The sequence below is a fragment of the Dyadobacter sp. SG02 genome, assembly GCF_900109045.1.
In the GTDB taxonomy this organism is placed as follows: Bacteria; Bacteroidota; Bacteroidia; order Cytophagales; family Spirosomataceae; genus Dyadobacter.
This window is the reverse complement of sequence record NZ_FNYL01000009.1, coordinates 263,408-282,425: the sequence shown is the minus strand read 5'-3', so window position 1 is coordinate 282,425 and position 19,018 is coordinate 263,408. Positions and strand designations below refer to the sequence as shown.

14 protein-coding genes are annotated in these 19,018 nt (G+C 50.6%); 10 read left to right on the top strand and 4 right to left on the bottom strand.

What is annotated here, in order from left to right:
• Positions 1-85 precede the first annotated feature (85 nt).
• The 5 genes from BMW93_RS21955 to BMW93_RS21935 all read left to right on the top strand — a co-directional run bounded on the left by BMW93_RS21955 (position 86) and on the right by BMW93_RS21935 (position 9,435).
• Positions 86-4,216, top strand: a complete 4,131-nt coding sequence (locus tag BMW93_RS21955) for a two-component regulator propeller domain-containing protein (protein ID WP_229240675.1) — start codon at positions 86-88, stop codon at positions 4,214-4,216.
• Positions 4,217-4,280: 64 nt separating this feature from the next.
• The gene (locus BMW93_RS21950) at positions 4,281-5,204 is read left to right on the top strand and encodes a ThuA domain-containing protein (protein ID WP_090381341.1); all 924 of its coding nucleotides are present in this window, start codon (positions 4,281-4,283) and stop codon (positions 5,202-5,204) included.
• A gap of 47 nt (positions 5,205-5,251) precedes the next feature.
• Positions 5,252-7,186 (top strand): alpha/beta hydrolase-fold protein, encoded by a 1,935-nt coding sequence (locus BMW93_RS21945; protein WP_090381338.1) that lies wholly within the window; start codon positions 5,252-5,254, stop codon positions 7,184-7,186.
• Between the two features lie 10 nt (positions 7,187-7,196).
• Positions 7,197-8,288 (top strand): endo-1,4-beta-xylanase, encoded by a 1,092-nt coding sequence (locus tag BMW93_RS21940; RefSeq protein WP_090381335.1) that lies wholly within the window; start codon positions 7,197-7,199, stop codon positions 8,286-8,288.
• Positions 8,289-8,523: 235 nt separating this feature from the next.
• Positions 8,524-9,435 (top strand): aldo/keto reductase, encoded by a 912-nt coding sequence (locus BMW93_RS21935; RefSeq protein ID WP_090381333.1) that lies wholly within the window; start codon positions 8,524-8,526, stop codon positions 9,433-9,435.
• 2 nt (positions 9,436-9,437) lie between these two features.
• Here BMW93_RS21935 and mug read toward each other — a convergent pair whose 3' ends face one another.
• Entirely contained in the window at positions 9,438-9,965 is a 528-nt protein-coding gene (gene mug / locus BMW93_RS21930; RefSeq protein ID WP_090381332.1) for a G/U mismatch-specific DNA glycosylase, read from the bottom strand.
• 284 nt (positions 9,966-10,249) lie between these two features.
• On the opposite strand from mug, the gene BMW93_RS21925 reads away from it, so the two are divergent.
• The 5 genes from BMW93_RS21925 (at position 10,250) to BMW93_RS21910 (ending at position 12,739) form a co-directional block, all read left to right on the top strand.
• Complete coding sequence (locus BMW93_RS21925; RefSeq protein ID WP_090381329.1) at positions 10,250-10,894, top strand: DsbA family protein; 645 nt, start codon at positions 10,250-10,252, stop codon at positions 10,892-10,894.
• Position 10,895: 1 nt separating this feature from the next.
• Complete coding sequence (locus BMW93_RS21920) at positions 10,896-11,114, top strand: DUF892 family protein (RefSeq protein ID WP_090381327.1); 219 nt, start codon at positions 10,896-10,898, stop codon at positions 11,112-11,114.
• 109 nt (positions 11,115-11,223) lie between these two features.
• Positions 11,224-11,742: an AraC family transcriptional regulator gene (locus tag BMW93_RS21915; RefSeq protein ID WP_229240686.1), complete on the top strand. Its 519-nt coding sequence runs from the start codon at positions 11,224-11,226 to the stop codon at positions 11,740-11,742.
• Positions 11,743-11,906: 164 nt separating this feature from the next.
• Positions 11,907-12,044, top strand: coding sequence for a hypothetical protein (locus BMW93_RS35530; RefSeq protein WP_177194167.1), 138 nt, complete (start codon positions 11,907-11,909; stop codon positions 12,042-12,044).
• Positions 12,045-12,271: 227 nt separating this feature from the next.
• Positions 12,272-12,739, top strand: a complete 468-nt coding sequence (locus BMW93_RS21910) for a hypothetical protein (protein ID WP_090381322.1) — start codon at positions 12,272-12,274, stop codon at positions 12,737-12,739.
• Between the two features lie 197 nt (positions 12,740-12,936).
• On the opposite strand, the gene BMW93_RS21905 is transcribed toward BMW93_RS21910, so the two are convergent.
• The 3 genes from BMW93_RS21905 to BMW93_RS21895 all read right to left on the bottom strand — a co-directional run bounded on the left by BMW93_RS21905 (position 12,937) and on the right by BMW93_RS21895 (position 19,014).
• Positions 12,937-15,801 (bottom strand): T9SS type A sorting domain-containing protein, encoded by a 2,865-nt coding sequence (locus BMW93_RS21905; protein ID WP_177194166.1) that lies wholly within the window; start codon positions 15,799-15,801, stop codon positions 12,937-12,939.
• Between the two features lie 251 nt (positions 15,802-16,052).
• Positions 16,053-17,939, bottom strand: coding sequence for a YjbH domain-containing protein (locus tag BMW93_RS21900; protein ID WP_090381318.1), 1,887 nt, complete (start codon positions 17,937-17,939; stop codon positions 16,053-16,055).
• Between the two features lie 37 nt (positions 17,940-17,976).
• Positions 17,977-19,014 carry a hypothetical protein gene (locus BMW93_RS21895; RefSeq protein ID WP_090381316.1) on the bottom strand — a complete coding sequence of 346 codons (1,038 nt, stop codon included), beginning with the start codon at positions 19,012-19,014 and terminating at the stop codon, positions 17,977-17,979.
• Positions 19,015-19,018: the final 4 nt, after the last annotated feature.

Here is a 19,018-nt window from a genome sequence, read left to right as displayed (position 1 = left end):
CCGCTTATAGTATTATCCCCACATATATTTGTTTTCTGTTGTAAAACCATGCACGAAGCAGTTAACAGTAACCACAGAATGTAACATGGGCGCAGTTGAAAAGCGTATCGGGGAACAACATAACAAAGCGGTAACGAAGCATTTTGGCGTAACACACTATGCAAATTCAATGGTGCGGATACTGGTGATCTGGCTATGTGTGCTGTCCGACGTGTTCGGTCAATCCGCAAAGCTGTTAACGGTCGAAAACGGGTTGTCGAGCAGCATGGTTACGGCCGTTCATCAGGACCGGAGCGGGTTTATCTGGGTGGCTACCGAGGATGGATTGAACCGTTTCGATGGGATCAAATTTACGGTGTACCGACAGGATAAGGCCAATGGCGAGGGCGTGGCGAGCAACTTCATCCAGGTCCTTTTTGAAGACCGCGCGGGAAGAATGTACACCGGCTCGCTCCACGGATTGCAGTACTACGACCCGGCGACGGACTCTTTCCGCACCATCCCGCTCTTGAACGGTGGAAGTAAAATGGCCAATGTACGGATACTGGCGATTTGCGAACGCAGGAATGGCGATATCCTGGTAGGTACCTCCGGGCACGGCATATTCAAGGTGGAGCACGACGGCCGGCAGCTTTGCGCCAAGCCGACGTCTTTGCAAGTCCCGAGTAATCTGATCATCCAGCTGTTCGAAGACAGCGACCGTAACCTGTGGGTGTCGACCGAAGACCGGGGATTGCTCCGATTTGCGGAAACTTCATTGCAACCCGGTAAATCATACTTTGTCTCCAAAAAAATTCAAAATAACATCGTCACCAGTCTCTGTCAGGACAAATATGGCCGTGTATTTGTCGGTAACATGACAAGCGGTCTTTACCTGTACAGCGCCGTAAACGACACGTTTCAATCGATTCCCAATAACGGGGCGGGCAGTCTGCCGATCGCCGATCTGACGGTCAACCGCAACGGCCAGATACTGATCGGGACGAGGGGAAACGGATTGAAATACTATGATTCCGGCACGGGCAAGATCCTCGATATGAACCACAATGTAGACACTTTTGATTTTGCAAAATCGAAAGTATTCTCGGCTTGTGAGGACAATTCGGGCAATACCTGGCTGGGCATTTACCAGAAAGGTTTGCTGCTAATGGGCGTGAATTCGAACCGCTTCGGTTATATGGGCTACAAATCGGCCAGCAAAAACCTGATCGGTCCCAGTGCCGTGAAGGCGTTGTTCGAAGATAAAAACCAAACAATCTGGGTCGGGACGGACAATGATGGCTTGTATGCGATACCTGCGGGTCGCAATGCGTCCACGCACTATTACAAGCGCACCGGCGATGCCTCCACACCCGAGAATGTGATGACGGTTTTTGAAGATTCCGAAGGGAGTCTCTGGACAGGTTCCTACCTGAGCGGATTGTCGAAGCTGGACCGCGAAACCGGGAAATTTACCCATTCCGATAAATTGTCGGATCAAAACGGCGACAATGTTCAGCGGGTGTTTGACATTAAGGAAGATTTCCGGAAGCGACTCTGGATCGCAACGATGGGCTCGGGAATTTTTAGTATGGATCTGCGCACGGGAGCCGTTGAAAACCTGGATGCGCTGCCGGGCAGAATCAGCTTGCCGAAGGAAAACTTTCTGCCCAACAGCTGGGTGAACTGCCTGCTGATCGCCAAAGACAACAAATTGTTCATCGGCACATTCAACGGGCTGGCCTGCCTGGACCTGGAAACCAAAAGCTTTACATCCACCTTCGGCGCGAACAGTCTCTTGAAAGGTGTGGTGATTTACGCATTATTTGATGATGACAAAGGTAATTTGTGGGCAGGAACTTCGCAGGGCCTCAAAAAGATCGACCGGGCGACCAAAGCGATTACAACATTCGACACTGCGGATGGCCTGCCGAGCAACCAGGTCGGAACGGTGAGGGGAGATAAGGCGGGAAACCTATGGCTGAGCACGAACCGCGGCCTGTCTAAAATGGATCTGGAAACCCATACGTTTGTCAACTTCTACTCGGCCGACGGATTGCAGGGGAACGAATTCAGTCAGGGCGCTTCGGTGGTTACCCAGGACGGGGAATTCTACTTCGGAGGGATCAATGGGCTGACGCATTTCAAACCGGAAGAAATCAAGCTATCCGCCAAACGTCCCGCAGTCCGCATTGTCGACCTCTACATTCATGACAAAGCTGTGAAGAAGGGCATGAAATCCGGGTCGTATATGATTGTGGACACGACGGTAAGCAGCGCAAAGGAATTCAACCTGGCACATTATGATAATTCGTTCAGTTTAGAGTTTTCTACCATGGATTTCATCGACGCAGAACGCGTAGCCTATATGTACGCCATCAACGACAATGCCTGGACCGTGCTGAGGGCCGGAACGAACAGGCTGACATTCGACAACCTGGCTCCGGGTGAATATCATTTCCGGCTTAAAGCGAAATCGAGCAAAACGGATTCCGAGGAAACGCGTGTGACGATCATTATACATCCCGCATGGTATTTTTCCGTGTGGGCCTGGCTCGCGTACGGATTACTGTCACTTTTTACAGCCGTTTTGATTTTCAGGGCATTTAAAAACAGGCAATTGGTTAAACAAAAGATGTTGGCGCACTTGCGACGGGAGGAGGTCAACGAAGCGAAATTGCAATTTTTTATCAATATCGCACACGAGATACGCACGCCTTTGACGCTGGTAGTCAGCCCGCTTGAAAAGTTACAGAGCCAGGATTACAATGCGGAACGAATGCACTTATACCGGATCATGGGGCGCAATACCAAACGTATATTGGACCTGGTTAATCAGCTGATGGACATCCGCAAGATCGAAAAGGGGCTGATGTCGCTGCAATTTTCGAATGTGGAAATGGTGGAGTATACCAAAGAGATTTGCCTGCTGTTCGAGGAGCAGATTGAAAGTAAAAAGATAGATTTCGCGGTAGAATCGCCGTCGCAACGGATTCTCGCCCAAATCGATCCGCTCAATTTTGACAAGGTACTGATCAACGTCCTTTCCAATGCATTCAAATTCACACCCAGGGGCGGCAAGATCCGTGTAGCACTTTCGGTCAATGGCGCGCACGAGGTAATGGACCGTCCGGAATTGAGGCTGGCCATCGAGGACTCCGGTCCATTCATTGAGCAGCAAGAAGCGGAACGCATTTTCGATTGCTTTTACCAGTCGGACAGCCACCGCGACCATAACCGGCACGGAACGGGCATTGGGCTGCATCTGGTGAAGCAATTGGTGGAATTGCACGGCGGGCGGATCAAGGCCGAGAATATGACCGAAATCGGGTGCCGGTTTGTGATTGAAATGCCGGTTGCGGAAATAGGCGGCTTGGAAACTGTTCCTGTTGACGAAGTGTCGCCAGCCGATCATTTGCCTGAGGAAATGTCTGTGTATGGTGTGCATAACAAGTCGCGTAAGAAAGCCAAACGCGTAGTTGTCGTGGATGATGACAGTGAGATCTGCAACTACCTGGCCGACGAAATGTCGGGTGAATTCACCGTTTTCTCCTATGCGAACGGCGAGGAAGCGTACAAGGCTATTCTCAAAGAAATCCCCGATCTGATCGTCAGCGATGTGATGATGCCCGTAATGGACGGCATGACGCTTTGTAAAAAAGTGAAGGCCAATCCGTTGATAAACCATATTCCGGTCATTTTGCTTACCGCCAAAACGGCGGAATCAACCAATGCGGAAGGTTTGGAAATGGGCGCGGACGCCTACATTACCAAGCCTTTCAATATGCAGATATTGACGAAAACAATTAAAGCATTGATCAGGAACAGGCAGATCCTTCGGAATAACGACAACGAGCAGCATTACCAGGAGGAATTCATTTCCAGGGTTCATATCAAGGCATCGGAAGAGAAGCTGCTGGAAAAGGTACACCTGTTAATTGACAAGAACCTGGCCAACCCGGACCTGAGCGTCGAGATGATTTCGAACGAAATCGGGATTAGTCGCGTGCATTTGCACCGGAAGCTGAAAGAGCTTACGAATATGACCACCAGGGACCTGATCCGTAATATCAGATTGAAACAAGCGGGCGAACTGATGACAAAAAAGGGATTGACGGTGTCCGAAGTGGCATTTGCCGTAGGTTTCGCTAATGTGAACAGTTTTTCGGTGGCATTCAAAGAATTGCATGGCATGTCGCCCACGGCTTTCGCGGAAAATTACATGGAAAAAGTATAGCAGGCGGGAAAGTATATTCTTTTCACCCGATAACCTTCTTAGAAGCTGATTAACCCATATAAACATGAACAAGCAACTCGCCCAGGCTGTTTTTACCGCGTTTTTCCTCCTTATCCAGTGTGCTGTTTCCGCCCAGTCAGCCCGGCGCATCGAAGTGCTGATCGTGGACGGGTTCAGTAATCACGATTGGAAACAGACTTCTGCCGTTACGAAGTGGATACTGGAAGAAAGCGGCCGTTTTAAAGTGGACATCAGTACCATTCCCGCCGACTCTGTGGCGCGTGCCGCGTGGAATCCCACATTCGCTAACTACGCCGTTGTCATTCAGAACACCAACAATATCCAGAACACGCGGCTTCGCTGGCCATCCCGGGCGGAGCGAAATCTGGAAGCATACGTAAAGGGAGGGGGTGGGCTCTATATCCTGCATTCGGCCAACAATGCATTCGCCCATTGGAAAGAATACGATAAAATGATTGGCTTGGGATGGCGCAAGAGCTCCGAGGGGTATGCACTTGAAATAGGTCCCTCCAACCAGGTGACCAGGATTCCGCCGGGCGAAGGGCAGGGGACCGGTCATGGGAACAGGTTCAACGCCCTGATTCAAATCCTGAACCCTCACCCGATCAACAAGGATTATCCGCGCCAGTGGCAGACTGCCAATACGGAGGTATACTATTTCCCCCGCGGACCAGCCGAAAACCTGACGGTACTTTCCTATGCCTATGACAGCACGAGTACCAAAAGGTCCTGGCCGGTGGAATGGGTGGTGTCCTACGGTGCAGGGCGGGTTTATAATTCAAGCATGGGACACTTATGGACCGGAGAGTTCTACCCCCCGGCTTATCGTTGTGTGGGTTATCAGACGACGGTCATCAGGGCCACCGAGTGGCTGGCCACGGGTAAAGTAAGGTACCCCGTGCCCACGCAATTCCCGACTGCAAAAACGCAGAGCCTCAGGGCAGAGGACACGTTCAAATCCCCCTGAGCGACCACTGTTATCATGTTCAAACAAAACTTTTAAAATTAAAGCTGATGAGAAAATTTACCTCGCTGGCGCTGAGCTTATTGACTCTGGCGTTCGTCGCCTCTGCCCAAAATGTCCCGCTGGAAATGCCGAAAGGCTTTGATGTAATAAGGGAAGGTGCCGCTGCCGGGAAAATCGACACGATAAGTTATCAGTCCAAAACGGTGGGTAATGCCCGCAAAGCGCTGGTTTACACGCCGCCAGGCTATTCCAAAAAGAATAAATACCCGGTGCTGTACCTGCTGCACGGCATTGGCGGGGATGAAAAGGAGTGGCTGAAAGGTGGTAACCCGCAGCAGATCCTCGACAACCTGTACGCGGAAAAGAAGATAGAACCGATGATTGTGGTCATGCCTAATGGCCGGGCGATGAAGGACGACCGCGCGACGGGCAATATCATGGCGCCCGACAAAGTGGCCGCATTTGCAACCTTCGAACAGGATCTGCTCACCGACCTGATCCCGTTCATCGAAAAGAAGTACCCCGTGCTTACCGACAGGGAACATCGCGCGATCGCCGGGCTTTCAATGGGTGGAGGGCAGTCCCTGAACTTCGGACTGGGCAATCTCGACCGCTTTGCTTGGGTTGGAGGATTCTCGTCCGCGCCCAACACCAAAATCCCGCAAGAGCTGATGCCGAACCCGGACGAGGCGAAGAAGAAGCTGAAATTGCTTTTCCTGTCATGCGGGGACGAGGACCGGCTCATTACATTCAGCAAGCGTACACACGACTATCTTTTTGAGCACGATGTGCCGCACGTGTACTATATCGAGCCGGGCGTCCACGATTTCAAGGTTTGGAAAAATGGCTTGTATATGTTTTCACAGTTTTTGTTCAAACCTGTCGATGTTCAGTCGCTGTCTAAATATACCATTCTCGGCACACCGGCATCGACTAATACCCGGTCGGCCAAATACCCGCAGATCCTGCCCGACAACCGGGTAGTGTTCCGCACCAAGGCGCCTAATGCACAGAAAGTACAGGTCGATTTGGGCAGAAAATACGATATGGTCAAAGATACGGCCGGTTTCTGGTCGGTAACGACGGATTCGATCGGGGAGGGGTTTCACTACTATTCGCTGCTGATCGATGGCGTAGCATTAGCCGACCCGGCCAGTGAAACATTTTACGGAATGGGCAGAATGGCCAGCGGCATTGAAATACCATTTCGGAAGGGGGGCTATTATGCCCTGCGCGAAGTGCCGCACGGCGATTTGCGCATCCGGCGCTACTTTTCGAAAGCCAGTAACAGCTGGCGGGAAATGTACATCTACACCCCGCCGGGCTACGATAATTCGACCGAAAAATACCCTGTGCTCTATTTGCTGCATGGCGGCGGCGAGGATCAGAGAGGCTGGGCGACGCAGGGTAAAACCAACCTGATCCTGGACAACCTCATCTCGGAGGGAAAAGCAAAGCCGATGCTGATCGCGATGATGGACGGGAACCCGGGCACCCCGCTCGGGCCTGGAAGCCTTGCCACAGCGGGTGACGGATTCTTGAAGGCATTCGAAAGCGAATTGAAGCTGGGTGCGATCCCTTTTGTGGAAAGTGCTTACCGCGTGGAAGCAAATGCGGCCAACCGGGCGCTCGCGGGCCTGTCCATGGGTGGGATACAGACGCTCTACGCGGGCGTGAAAAACACCGATTTGTTCTCTTCGCTGGGCGTGTTCAGCTCGGGCTGGTTTGCGAACAACAATGCATTGTCGGGGCCGCATTACGAGTTTGCCAAAACCAATGTGAGCACGATCAACGGTAACCTGAAAAATTTCTGGATTTCGATGGGCGGGCCGGACGACATTGCCTTTAAAAACTGCAAGATCATGCTCGAAAAGTACGACGAGCTGGGTGTCAAATACCAATATAGTGAATATCCCGGCGGGCATACATGGCCGGTTTGGCGGCATGACCTGTTCGGATTCTCCCAGTTGTTATTCAAATAATATATTAACCATGATGATGATCAAACGCTCCATCCGGTACAGGGCACTGGTTTCCTGTATCTGCCTGGCCGCAACGCTGGCACCTGAAAAACTGCTGGCGCAAAAAGCCTTGAAGGATGCCTATAAGGAATATTTCCCGATAGGCGTGGCCGTGGCGTCAAGAAACCTGACAGGGCCCGAGGCCGAACTGATTATTCAACAGTTCAGCAGCATTACCCCGGAAAATGCCATGAAAATGGGCCCGATACACCCGGAGCCCGACCGGTATCACTGGCAGGACGCCGATGCGATCGTCGCATTCGCCCAAAAGAACGGCATCAAGATGCGTGGGCACACATTATGCTGGCATAACCAGACACCGAAATGGTTTTTTACGGATGATGAGGGAAAGCAGGTCGACCGCCAAACACTGCTGGCCCGTTTGAAACAGCATATTGATGACGTTGTCGGCCGCTACAAAGGAAAAATTTACGCCTGGGACGTCGTTAATGAGGCGGTACCCGACACTGGCGCCAGCATTTACCGAAAGTCGAAATTTTATGAGATCATCGGGGAGGATTACATTGAAAAAGCATTCGAATACGCCCACGCCGCCGATCCGGACGCTAAATTGTTTTATAACGACTACAACACGGAGAGCGCCGCAAAACGGGAGAAGATTTTTCAACTGTTGAAAAGACTGAAGGCGAAAAATGTACCGGTGCACGGTGTCGGCCTGCAAGGGCATTGGTCGGTTTACGAACCTTCGACCGAGGAGCTCGAAAAATCGATTACCCAATTTTCCAGCCTCGGATTGGCGGTACAAATCACCGAACTGGACGTTTCCATTCACCCCAAAGAACATGAACGCCGCCAGAAGAAGCCTACCGACAATGCCGCGCCAACGCCGGAAACAATTGCGAGACAGAATGCCCAGTACAAAATGCTGTTCGATGTTTTCAGGAAATACAAAGGAACGCTGACGGGCGTCACGTTCTGGAACGTCTCCGATAAATCCACCTGGCTCGACAATTTTCCCGTGCCCGGTCGCAAGGATTACCCGCTATTGTTCGACGAGCATTTCAAGCCGAAAGCGGCCTACTATCAGGTGATCAATTTTTAATTTTCCACGGGAAAACCCCGGCGCATTTGAAGTCTTGAAAGGTACAAAAGATAAACCTGGACCTTGTTTCAAGGTTCTGTTAGATGTAGTAGTGAACTTTGACCGGAGGGGACGATCCGGTCAATTTTGTTTTCATTGACATCAATACGTCAATTCGACGAACATTGCAGCATTCAGGCCGAATATAGACCGCGATTTCATCGGAAATTTGTGTCCTAACAGGCAGACAAACACAATGAAAACGACAAATCATCCCCTTAATATACCCCCGCTTGGTTTTGGGACTTTGATTGCGGACCCGGCATTGACGGTCGCTGCAACCACGAATGCATTGCAAGCCGGTTTCCGTCATTTCGATAGTGCCGAACGTTATCGGAATGAGAGGGAAGTGGGCATCGCATTGAAAGAAGGGATCGCCGCAGGAATAGCCCGCGAAGACCTATTCGTTACCACTAAATTATGGAATACGAACCACCGGCCAGAGCGTGTAGCACCGGCATTTGAAGCGAGTCTGGAAAGATTGCAGCTGGACTATCTTGATCTCTATCTCGTTCACACGCCATTTGCATTTCAGCCGGGGGATGACCAGGACCCGCGGGACGAAAACGGCAATGTCATCTACGACGGCAGCGTGACTTTACTGGACACCTGGCGGGCCATGGAAAAGTTGGTGGACTCCGGTAAATCCCGGGCTATCGGATTGTCGGACGTCGGTTTGAAAGAATTGCTGCCCATTTACGAAGCAGCGAGAATCAAGCCGGCAGTGGTGCAGGTAGAGGCGCATCCGTATTTGCCCGAAACGGAGTTACTGGAATTTTGTAAGGAAAACAATATCGTGTTCCTCGCTTTTGCTCCGTTGGGCCACGGCATAAAACCGGGACCACTGGAAGATCCCGTGGTGTTGGAAATATCCCGGCGCATCGGCAAAACGCCGGCGCAGGTGCTTCTTGCCTGGGCGGTTCAGCGCGGCACGGCTTTACTTACAACGCCCAAAACAATGGAACGGGCAAGGGAGAACTTCGACATTTCCCCGCTTCCGGAGGACGCATTCGAAGCCATCAATCGTATTAAGTCCCGGCAGCGATTCAATAACGTGGTCAATACGGGTGTCCCGGGCTTCATCGCCCGGAAGACCGGCCAGAAATAGCATTAGCGGTCCGTCTCAAGTGTTTTAAAAAACTCCGCATAAGCAGCCACCAGAGCCGGTAGTTGAAAAGCGCGGTTCAGTCCGCTCGGATTGGGCAGTATCCACACCTTCGCTCCTGCAATAGTATCCTGCTGAGCGCCCCAGCTTACATCTTTTTTTCGGGAAAAACCCTGGTATCCCGCTTTCCCAAGGAAAGCGATGTACCGGGGCTTATAGTGCTCTATCTTTATTTCAAAACGTCTGGATCCTTCGTGAAACTCGTCTGACGATAGCTCGTCCGCACGGGTTGTGGGCCGCTCAACAGCCGTGGTAAGGCCGTAACCGAAATCCAGAATACTTCTGTCGTCCTTCGCGGCAATCTCGTAGGGCGTAAAGCCGGCCAGGTGAAGTGCCCGCCAGAACCGGTTGCTCCTGCCTGAAAAGTGGTGACCGTCGATGGCGGATTTGAGGCCCGGATTGATCCCGCAAAAGACGACGGTCAGGTTTTCTGCCAGGATGTCCGTAAGTAAATTATTTGTGGCTGAACTCATCAACCAATGTACAACGGATAAACGAAAATTGGAATAGTAAAGAGCCTGAGAGTTGCTTATACAGATGGAATGATCGCCTTAGAAGCAATTGTTTTTTGTCAATGCTCACAATTTACAACTCCTGGTTATCCAGTGCTTTAAGTTAAAGATTCCGGATGCAGGGAGTCTTCAACCAGGCTCGATTTTTGTAAGTGTGGATCATCCATCGGAGTAAACTTAAAGTCGAAAACGCCGAAAAACGGTTTGTAAAGTAACTTTTTAAAATCCCCAATGAGAAAGAAGTTATGCGAAAAGTCAATAATGAGTCCCCCTTCATAAAAATCGTCTATTATACTCATCCATTGTGCCCGCTTAGTTGGGAAATGCAGAGGGCCTGGGAGCGGATTATTCAAGAATTCGGGCATTTATCGCGCTTTTATTTGTGTATGGGTAACGTAGCCGATGAAACAATAACAGCGCTCGGCTACGAGCCCAAAAAGAACGCACGGGATATGACGTGCCTGGCGGTCAAAGCAGCTTCACTTCAATCGCAACCGGCAGCAAACCTGTATTTGGCTTACCTGCGTCAAGCATTCATGGTTGGCGGTAGTGACCCGTCCAGCCTGGATACGCTCATCGAAATTGCACGCCATGTGAGTAGACGTCATCCGGATATGTTGAACTTTCAGCGGTTCTTTGAACAGTTTGACTGTGCTCAGTCCCGTCAGGCTCTTTTCGAGGACAGGAAAAAAAATCAGATAAACCGGATTGTCTCCATGCCCACACTCACGTTCACTTTTTTAGGGAAAGGAATCAAGTTGAGCGGAAATTGCTCTTACGATAGCATGGTTGAGGCTTTTCAGCAATTATCCAAGGTAGCTACGCTACCAATGCACCTGAGTTTATCCGAGAAAATGCTAACATACGCTTATCCCAACGTCCGGGAATGATATGTCGGTGAAACCGCATCCTTACCGGGCTGAAAAGTGCCTTGCGAAGGGGCTGGTTAGCATGTCCGAAAATGCGGGTTATGAACAGCTGAAATCAGCTTTTGAACTTCATACTTCCCAAACCGAGCAACATGTTGCCACAGTTGAGCAAGTCTTTGATATTGTTGGGGAGAAAGCACAAGCCCAAAAATGTGCAGCAATGGAAGGACTAACCCGGTAGAATCAGCTATATTGTAACAGACCAGCTTTGGGCGCATTGCCGGTACAGTTAATGAGCTTATTCTATTATGGTATTGTATATTAAATACATGGTTAGCCTACGGTGCAAAATGGTGGTGCAGCAAGAACTAAAAAAACTCGGCTTGCACTATGTGGTTGTGGATCTGGGAAGTGTCGAAGTCCTGGAAGATATCACACCGGAGCAGCACGAAGCACTCAAAAGGAACCTGCTTCAATCGGGTCTGGAGCTACTGGACGATAAGAGGAGCATTTTGATTGAGAAAATCAAAAATGTTATTGTGGAGATGATCCATTATCAGGATGAACTTCCTAAGACCAATTATTCCGATTACATCGCAGAAAAGCTGGGGTACGACTACACTTACCTTTCCAACATGTTTTCCGAGGTCAAGGGGATCAATATCCAGCAATTTATTATCCATCACAAGATAGAGAAGGTTAAAGAGCTATTGCTTTATGAGGACCTGAACCTCACGGAGATCTCCTACAAGATGCATTACAGCAGCGTAGCGCACCTGTCCAACCAGTTTAAAAAGGTCACAGGTCTTTCTCCCACCTATTATAAAAAACTTCGGAAAAAGCGCGACAGCAACCTGGAAAATATATGAGCCCGGTTGCTCTTACCTTCACAAGAGCAATGCTTCCCGGTTCGTGGCAATCAGTGATCAATGTAACTTTCCGGGGCCGTTGTGTAACAGTACGGACTTCCTAATGCCGACCTTTGCATAAGTTAGTTTGAACACACAACCCCGGTTGGGGCTCAACAATGAAAATGCCTTCCATAACATTTGTAGTCTGCAAAAACGCCACTACCTCATTTGCACGGACGTTCAGTTTCAGGCCGAAATCCGGCGTGAGCCAGGGCAGCCTGTTTCGGGTGGTGCCGACAGCGTCCGTAGGCCCTGTTTAGGGATTATAGCTTACATCTGGTAAATGCATCGTATATCGCAGAGCGTTAGAGTCGGAAGAGGAGTCGGCGTAATGGAAGAGCGCAACAGGGTGACCAAATTCAAACGTCAAGTCGATAGAATCGTAGCAGATCTTCCCGTAAAAGCACATGGTAATAGAAGTACTGGAAAACGTTTATAGCAGTCTGTTGTCAGCGGGAAAAATATCCATTTCAAACGAAATAAAATCATGAAAACCAACAAAATAATAGCTTCTCTGAGCTTAATCCTGCTCGCTTTTCCCTTAACCGCCCAGGTTATCTCAAAAGATTCTCTTGCAAACTTAAAGGAGCAGAAGCAAATGCTGGAAATAGGCAAAAGATTGAATGACAATAAGATGGAGCTGGCTAAGCTTGAAAACGAACGAGACGGAAAAGTAGCGGCGGTAACGCAAACTTCCGAGAACGCGCAGAAATCGGCAGATGCTAATAAGGAGGCCGCAGACAAACTTGGGGAGGAATCGCAAGATCGCAAGTTGGCCCGCAGGGCTAACAATAGCGCTGGTTCAGCCAAGTCGGATGCCAAGAAAGCCCGGAAGGCCGGGTATAGTCTGGAAAAACTCGACAACGATATTAACGCTCTGAAAGCGAGCATTCAGGAGGATGAAAAGAAACTGGCCGATATGCAGCCTGCTGTACACCCGGAACCGATGTTTTGATATCAGAAGATAGTTTCTTGCTCATCCATCGCGGAAAAAACAGGGCTTCATCTCTCAACGATCAGCACGTTCAGCGCCGCCATTTTTTCGAAACCGGGCATCGACAATGTTCTGTCGCTTAGAGATTCTCGGAATGGAACTTTATCGACAAATTGCCGATAAAGTTTATCCGACCATGGAAGGAAACAGGTATCGTATTACCGATTGATCACAATTTTTCTTGTAGTCGTTCTTCCATCAAGCCACTTGATCTCCACAAAGTGTATTCCTGGGGTAAATTTGTTGACACTGATTTCATTATTTTTCATCGCCGCGGATTGGTGCACCACATGTCCGTTCAGGTCATTGATGCGCAGGCTTGAAACACGGGAGAAATCCTGTACGAACAGCTTATCATTTGCAGGGTTGGGGAAAACGACAGGGGCGTCGACGTCGTCAAATTTCAGGCTCCTGATACGGCTGTATGCAAACGCGCCCTCCTGGTGGTCCCGCACCGGCGTACCTGCCACGCGGTCAATCATCTTCAAACGGTAGAGATTTTCGAGGTAAGGTACCGGCTGGTGATCTGTAAAGCGATAGTCTTCCCAGACTTTGCTTTCGCCTTGTGCCTTGACCGTGCCGATTTTCTGCCAGACTTTGCCATTGATGCTGCGCTCCACCTCGAAACGGTCGCTGTTGGTCTCTTCGGTGGTCGACCAGCTCAGAAGGGCCGTTGAGCCCTCCTTCACCGCGTCGAAGCGTGCTAGTGTAACAGGTAACGGTGAATCGGGATTGGTTACGGCGAAAGGAGAGAAGCTGGTAATGCCGGAGCGCTTCGCGAAAAATGGATTGCTGCCGAATGCAGGGCCACTGGTGATCGAATTCCAGCTGCCGTCTTTATAATGTGCCACATAGCAGTTGCTTCGGTCGAATGAGGTAAGCTCGTCGGCAGGGTTCCAGTATAACGAGATTGTGGCATTTGATCCTCCGGGCACGTCTTCGCTGATGTACCAGGTGCGGTTGACGGCTTTTTTGTCGATCGGGCTTCCCTGGGGTATATTGTTTACATAGGATGTATAAACCCCTTCGTTCACGCGTGCCGTAAAATAGTCGTAGGCACCTAAATTGGAGAGTACCACCGGCATGTAACTGGTTTCGGACCCGATCGGGAACGTGAATGCTCCGGCTCCGACAGTCTTTCTCAGGCCTCCGGTCCCATTAGTGACAAAATACCTGGCTGCATCGACGTTTTGAGCACCCGTATTGGCGGCGAATGTCAGTGTGTTGTCGCCCAGCGCCAATTTTGCGTCCGCAAAAAAACCAAACTGAAGATGCACGGTTGCGTCGGCAGCAAGGGTCTTTATCCCACCACCCGCAATGCCAAGAAACGAGTAGTCTCCTCCCGGCACGGTTTGGTTACCAGGACCGGAAAATACCGTAAGTGCGACCGGGGCGGTGGCAATATAGCTACCATTATTGGTAAACTCGCCTTTCACGTCCAATCCAGCATCGTTACCCAAAGTAAGTTTTGCGCCGGCAGCGATGGTGATATTATTGACGTTAGCCCCACCAAAAACCGACTCGATGAAGGGCGACCGGGGCGTACCTGCCGGGATGTTGACATTGGTGCTGGCGTTGGGAACAGCGCCGCCGCACCAGTTTGCGGGCAAGAACCAGTCGCTGCTGGTCGTGCCCAGCCAGCTGCCCGGCGTGTTGACGGTCAGCAGCGCCGTATTGGAGGCATTATCCGAGATCGAATAAATTTCCGCCACGCCTGGTGTCCCGTTAGAATTAAAGTTCGCAACGGCCTTGCCGTTCGCCTGGATGCTCGTTTGTGCTCCGGAAAAATTACCCATTGTACCCGGCGCTATAAACAAAACAGACCGTCCGACAAGCGCGCCCAGGTTGGCGGGATCGATCGGCTCGTTGGCGGAGTTGGAGGTGAAACCCGTCGAGACTTGAACCGAATTGGTGCCGGGGTAGCAGATGCTAGGTGCGCTGACGGTAGTCTTTAATTGTAGATGCGGGGTGAATATCGCGGCGAAGCCACCTTCCCAAAGGCCATTTACAGTATAGCCATAGTCGCTACACCCTTCAGCGCCCTCATTGCAGCCCCACCAATTGTTTTTCACATTGAGCAGATCAGTTAGAGGATAGACTGCTTCGTTGCCAACAAACTGATAGTAATAGACCTCTACGGCGGCCCTTTTTGCTGTATTGCCAGTGAAGCGGTTATAATTGATATTTAACGAGGCCTTATCGAGCATACTCGTGTAATAGATCGCGGCGCCGAACCCATCTGGTAGGAAATTGGAAGAAAATGTGCATCCGGTCACCGAAGTTGAAAAATTGCCGCCGAAGCCAGTGGTTGATATGAAGAGTGCTCCTCCACCAGATACCGGAGCACTGGTGTTGAACGAAAATTTGGAATTGGCGATAGTAAGATTCCCGGAGAGATTCCCGCGAGACCCCATCTGGAACCTAAAACTTATAGCCCCTCCGTTACCAGCCATGGCCTTGTTGCTTATAAACGAACAGTTAGTGACGGACAAAGATGCGTCCCTGCAATAGATTGCGCCTCCCTCAGGTTGCGCGTTTGGTCCATAGTAGATCCCATTGTTATAGAACAAACAACTATCGAAGCTGTAAGCATTTCCAAGTCCGCCTGCCGCTGCAATTGCACCGCCGCCTGAGGATGAATAGGAAGTGCAATTTTGAATGGTCAAGCCGTTAAAAGAAATCTTCAAACCACTCCGGTTATTTCCTTGATTCAAGATGAAAGCACGGCCGTTCAGACGAGCGTCGATGATCGTGTTTCCAATGCCGGCGCCGTTGATGGTAATGTTGCAATTGTTTACTGTACCTATCCCTATGTCTCCATTGTCGATATAATAGGTTCCTGCGCTGATGTTAACCGTATGCGTTCCGGGGGTATTACCAGCGTCCACAAGCGCCCCTCTCAGTTGATCAAGACCATTGCCGTCGGCGGTATTGGTTACATTGTAAACAGTCGCGTGAGCGACCCCGGCCGAAAGGCAAAGGGCGAAGCCAACCAACAAAATTAGTTTTTTGAGATCGAACATAGATTGACAGGGTTTTTTCAGATAGCACTTGCGCCTGCAAAGGACTATGCAATGCACAAAGTATTTCCTACCCATCCGGGTAGTTTTACGTGCGTACTGTTGATTTTGCGGTATTATTCAGCCAATCCGACGCGAACTATCCCAACGGGTTCCTGAAACGCAGCAGCAGCTCGGGAACCGAGATCGACTCTGTTGTTTCATTTGCGGCCATCAGGCATTTGTACTATATGCCCTGTCTGATGGGAATAGGATTATTTATCCGGATAGCCTGCCTGCCTGTATTGCCTGCTCAAATATTGACTGTGATATTGGCGCAATAGTTGGTCGAGCTGGTAGCCGGTCCGGTATCGCTCGCCGATCCTGTACCCTCTGGTGTAGGAGTATTCCCATGCGAATGAATCCGCGGTCCGGAGCCTGGTATGCCGGCCCTGCAATAGTTTTCCGGGGAAGATCGGGATGGCAAGATGGAAGCCGATGGTGGACCCGTTGCTCGTGGTGGTGGCGTAGAAGCCGATTTCAATATTGGAAAACTGCCTGATCAGGTCAATTCTCGCGCCCATGTCGGCTGCAAGGTAGCGTCCTGCTGAAAGCTTGATCGTAACATCGGGATTGGGAAGCAGATAGGCCGCGTCGACGAGCATGATCAGTTTGTCTGCTTTGCCATAATAAATGCCTTTCCCCGGGTAATAATAGTCGCCGGTCAGACCTGCTTCCGCGCCGAAAGACCAGGGGCTTTTCAGGTCGGCATACCTGTATTGTACATTCAGCCCATATTGATCGTTGTGAAAAAAGCCTGCCGAGCCGCTGAAATAATGATGCCCTGCTGCATGGAACTGGTTCAAAAACAGCGCGCCGGGCCTGATGATTTTCGGACGGTTGTCGAGGTCATTGGTCAAAGGAAAAAGGATGCCCCATTGGAACGAAAGGCCCGGCAGCAGCAGCATCTGGCTTTGCAGGGCAATGCTTGTATTGCTTTGAACCGGCTTGTCGAAATTGCCGAAGATGGCATTAAAATAAGGCTGAATCCAGACATCGATGAGGTACCCGTTCCGGTGGAAGGGAAATCTGTTTTTTGCGTATTGTTTACGATACAATTTGTTGACCGGCTCAAATTCAATTTTTTCTTTAAAAGCATAGTGGCCGATCGGAATCCCTTGAAATAGGGGAGTATAGTGCCGGACGACGGATTGGGGGAGCATTTGTTTTAACTGATAGAGCGGCGGGAAAGGGTTCCGGTTCAATCGTTGCTCGTAACGTATGTTTCCCAGGCTGTCGACGGAAACGTTTTCAAATTTGTCGATCTGCTTAGCGTGGATAATTTCATCCGTCAACGCCTTTTTGCCGGGAGCCTGATAGTCTTTTGAAGCGTAGCGACGGGGAAATTTCAAGAGGGAGAAATTGTAGGAACTGCCGAACGTGACCTGCCGGGCGTTCATGACCCCCGCCTGAAGAACCCAGTTTTTTAATGCATAGACATAAACCCCCGCATTGACATTCCGGGAGTCGTATTCCAGCATGACGCCGAATTTTTTGTTGAAAGTCAGTGATATACCGCCGAACGGGCCTTCCAGGTAATGCTTATGGTATGCATACGCATCTTTTTTTTCAGCCACCATATTGGCAAACAGCCCGTAATTATCCAGTGTGCTGCCTTTCCGGTAAATATGGTAAGGGCTTCCGTATCCCGCGCTGATTTCGAAGTCGGCATGCTCGTTCCAGCGGAAATGCTTGGTAGCAACCAGCGCGTGGGTCAGCAGGGTAGGGCTGATACTTGTGGGCGTGGAAAAAATAGCGGCCAGCGCCGGACGAAAGCGGGTTTCTTTGAGCACAAGGTATTTGAAATCCAGCTGCCGGTCGCCCAGGCCAAGTTTTACGGGATGGGTCGTTGTCGAGAAAAGTTGCAGTAAGTTGATATTGATGTCGAAGCGCGGCAGCACGGTAAGGTTCATCGACAGCACCCGGCCGGGATTTTGATTATCCGCATTGAAGCCATAGCTGCCCGGAAAAAAGTGCAAACCTATTTCCATATTGCCGTCCGGGCTGTACCGGGCGGCGGGTGTATAGATTAATCCCGCCTTACCGGAAATATTGGATTGGGATAGCGCGGTAAAACTGCATAGCAGCAAAAGAAGTGCCATCAGGACACTCCTTAATGCATTTCCGCCGCGATTTGCGTTACCTTCCACCCCCCTGGTTATGACAGCTTCTGATGAGATCCGCTTTCGCCTTGTCTGCTTTTTCCAGAGCCCTGGAATAGGCGTTTTCTATGCCGTCCCTGTTCTTGTTGTAAGCATTTTCGGCATTGGTGAGTCCGGCGGTTGTTTTGGTAACACAGCATTGAAGGTCTGCTTTTTTCAACTCGTTCAGCAAGGTCACATAGGATATCAGCTGGAATGAAACCAATGCCCTCAACGCCAGATAATCATTCGCCAGCAAGGCAGCGTTCGCCGTTAGCACGGCATTGATTCTGGCAGCCGTGGCTTCGGCATCTTTAACCAACGCTGCATATTTCGCGGTCGAGGCGGAACTGCACGAGGTTTGGGAATTTTGTAGCCCCGTTTTGGCATTCTTGTATTTTTCTTCGGCAGCCGCGAGCTGTTGGTTTCGTGACGCACCCAGTTTCCCTTTCACTTTGTCGCATTCGGCCTCGGCGATGGCAAGGCACGCATCCTTGTTCTGAGTGCCTTCGAAGTTTTCCGATGATGGCATTTCTCCCGCATTCGTGCGTGTGCCCCTGATTTCCGAGCCTGCAACGGTAGGGAAGGTTATTTTAGGTAAATAGGCGATCAGTGCCGGATTGGCCGCTGCTTTGGCCATGATCGATGCGAGGTCGGCCGGCAGCTTTCCGCCCTCTGCGGCTGTTTCCACCACATTGCCACCCACATTAGCCAGCACGGTAAGTTCGTCTTTCGTAAAGAACGACCGGACCTCCACGGCTTGCGCCTTGACATCGGCAGGCTCCACGCCCGAGGTGGTGATACTCGTGATTTCGGCAGTCAGGGTTGTAAATCGCGGCGCGGATTCGATTTTGGAATCGGTTGTTGCCACGGGGGCACCTTCTTCCAGAGGCACATTGTCGATCGCGATCCGGTTGATCTCGTCGACCAGTCCCTGGTCCGGCGTGAGCGGATCGGCCTCCTTGTTTTTACATCGGTACATGACCAGCATGAATACCAGTGCGCATACCATCAGGGTAATAGATTTTTTGATCATTTTG

Excerpts from the sequence above, each read along its gene's own strand:
- BMW93_RS21955 (WP_229240675.1), top strand. The coding sequence starts at position 86 with ATGGGCGCAGTTGAAAAGCGTATCGGGGAACAACATAACAAAGCGGTA.
- BMW93_RS21950 (WP_090381341.1), top strand. The coding sequence starts at position 4,281 with ATGAACAAGCAACTCGCCCAGGCTGTTTTTACCGCGTTTTTCCTCCTT.
- BMW93_RS21945 (WP_090381338.1), top strand. The coding sequence starts at position 5,252 with ATGAGAAAATTTACCTCGCTGGCGCTGAGCTTATTGACTCTGGCGTTC.
- BMW93_RS21940 (WP_090381335.1), top strand. The coding sequence starts at position 7,197 with ATGATGATGATCAAACGCTCCATCCGGTACAGGGCACTGGTTTCCTGT.
- BMW93_RS21935 (WP_090381333.1), top strand. The coding sequence starts at position 8,524 with ATGAAAACGACAAATCATCCCCTTAATATACCCCCGCTTGGTTTTGGG.
- mug (WP_090381332.1), bottom strand. The coding sequence starts at position 9,965 with ATGAGTTCAGCCACAAATAATTTACTTACGGACATCCTGGCAGAAAAC.
- BMW93_RS21925 (WP_090381329.1), top strand. The coding sequence starts at position 10,250 with ATGCGAAAAGTCAATAATGAGTCCCCCTTCATAAAAATCGTCTATTAT.
- BMW93_RS21920 (WP_090381327.1), top strand. The coding sequence starts at position 10,896 with ATGTCGGTGAAACCGCATCCTTACCGGGCTGAAAAGTGCCTTGCGAAG.
- BMW93_RS21915 (WP_229240686.1), top strand. The coding sequence starts at position 11,224 with ATGGTGGTGCAGCAAGAACTAAAAAAACTCGGCTTGCACTATGTGGTT.
- BMW93_RS35530 (WP_177194167.1), top strand. The coding sequence starts at position 11,907 with ATGCCTTCCATAACATTTGTAGTCTGCAAAAACGCCACTACCTCATTT.
- BMW93_RS21910 (WP_090381322.1), top strand. The coding sequence starts at position 12,272 with ATGAAAACCAACAAAATAATAGCTTCTCTGAGCTTAATCCTGCTCGCT.
- BMW93_RS21905 (WP_177194166.1), bottom strand. The coding sequence starts at position 15,801 with ATGTTCGATCTCAAAAAACTAATTTTGTTGGTTGGCTTCGCCCTTTGC.
- BMW93_RS21900 (WP_090381318.1), bottom strand. The coding sequence starts at position 17,939 with ATGGCACTTCTTTTGCTGCTATGCAGTTTTACCGCGCTATCCCAATCC.
- BMW93_RS21895 (WP_090381316.1), bottom strand. The coding sequence starts at position 19,014 with ATGATCAAAAAATCTATTACCCTGATGGTATGCGCACTGGTATTCATG.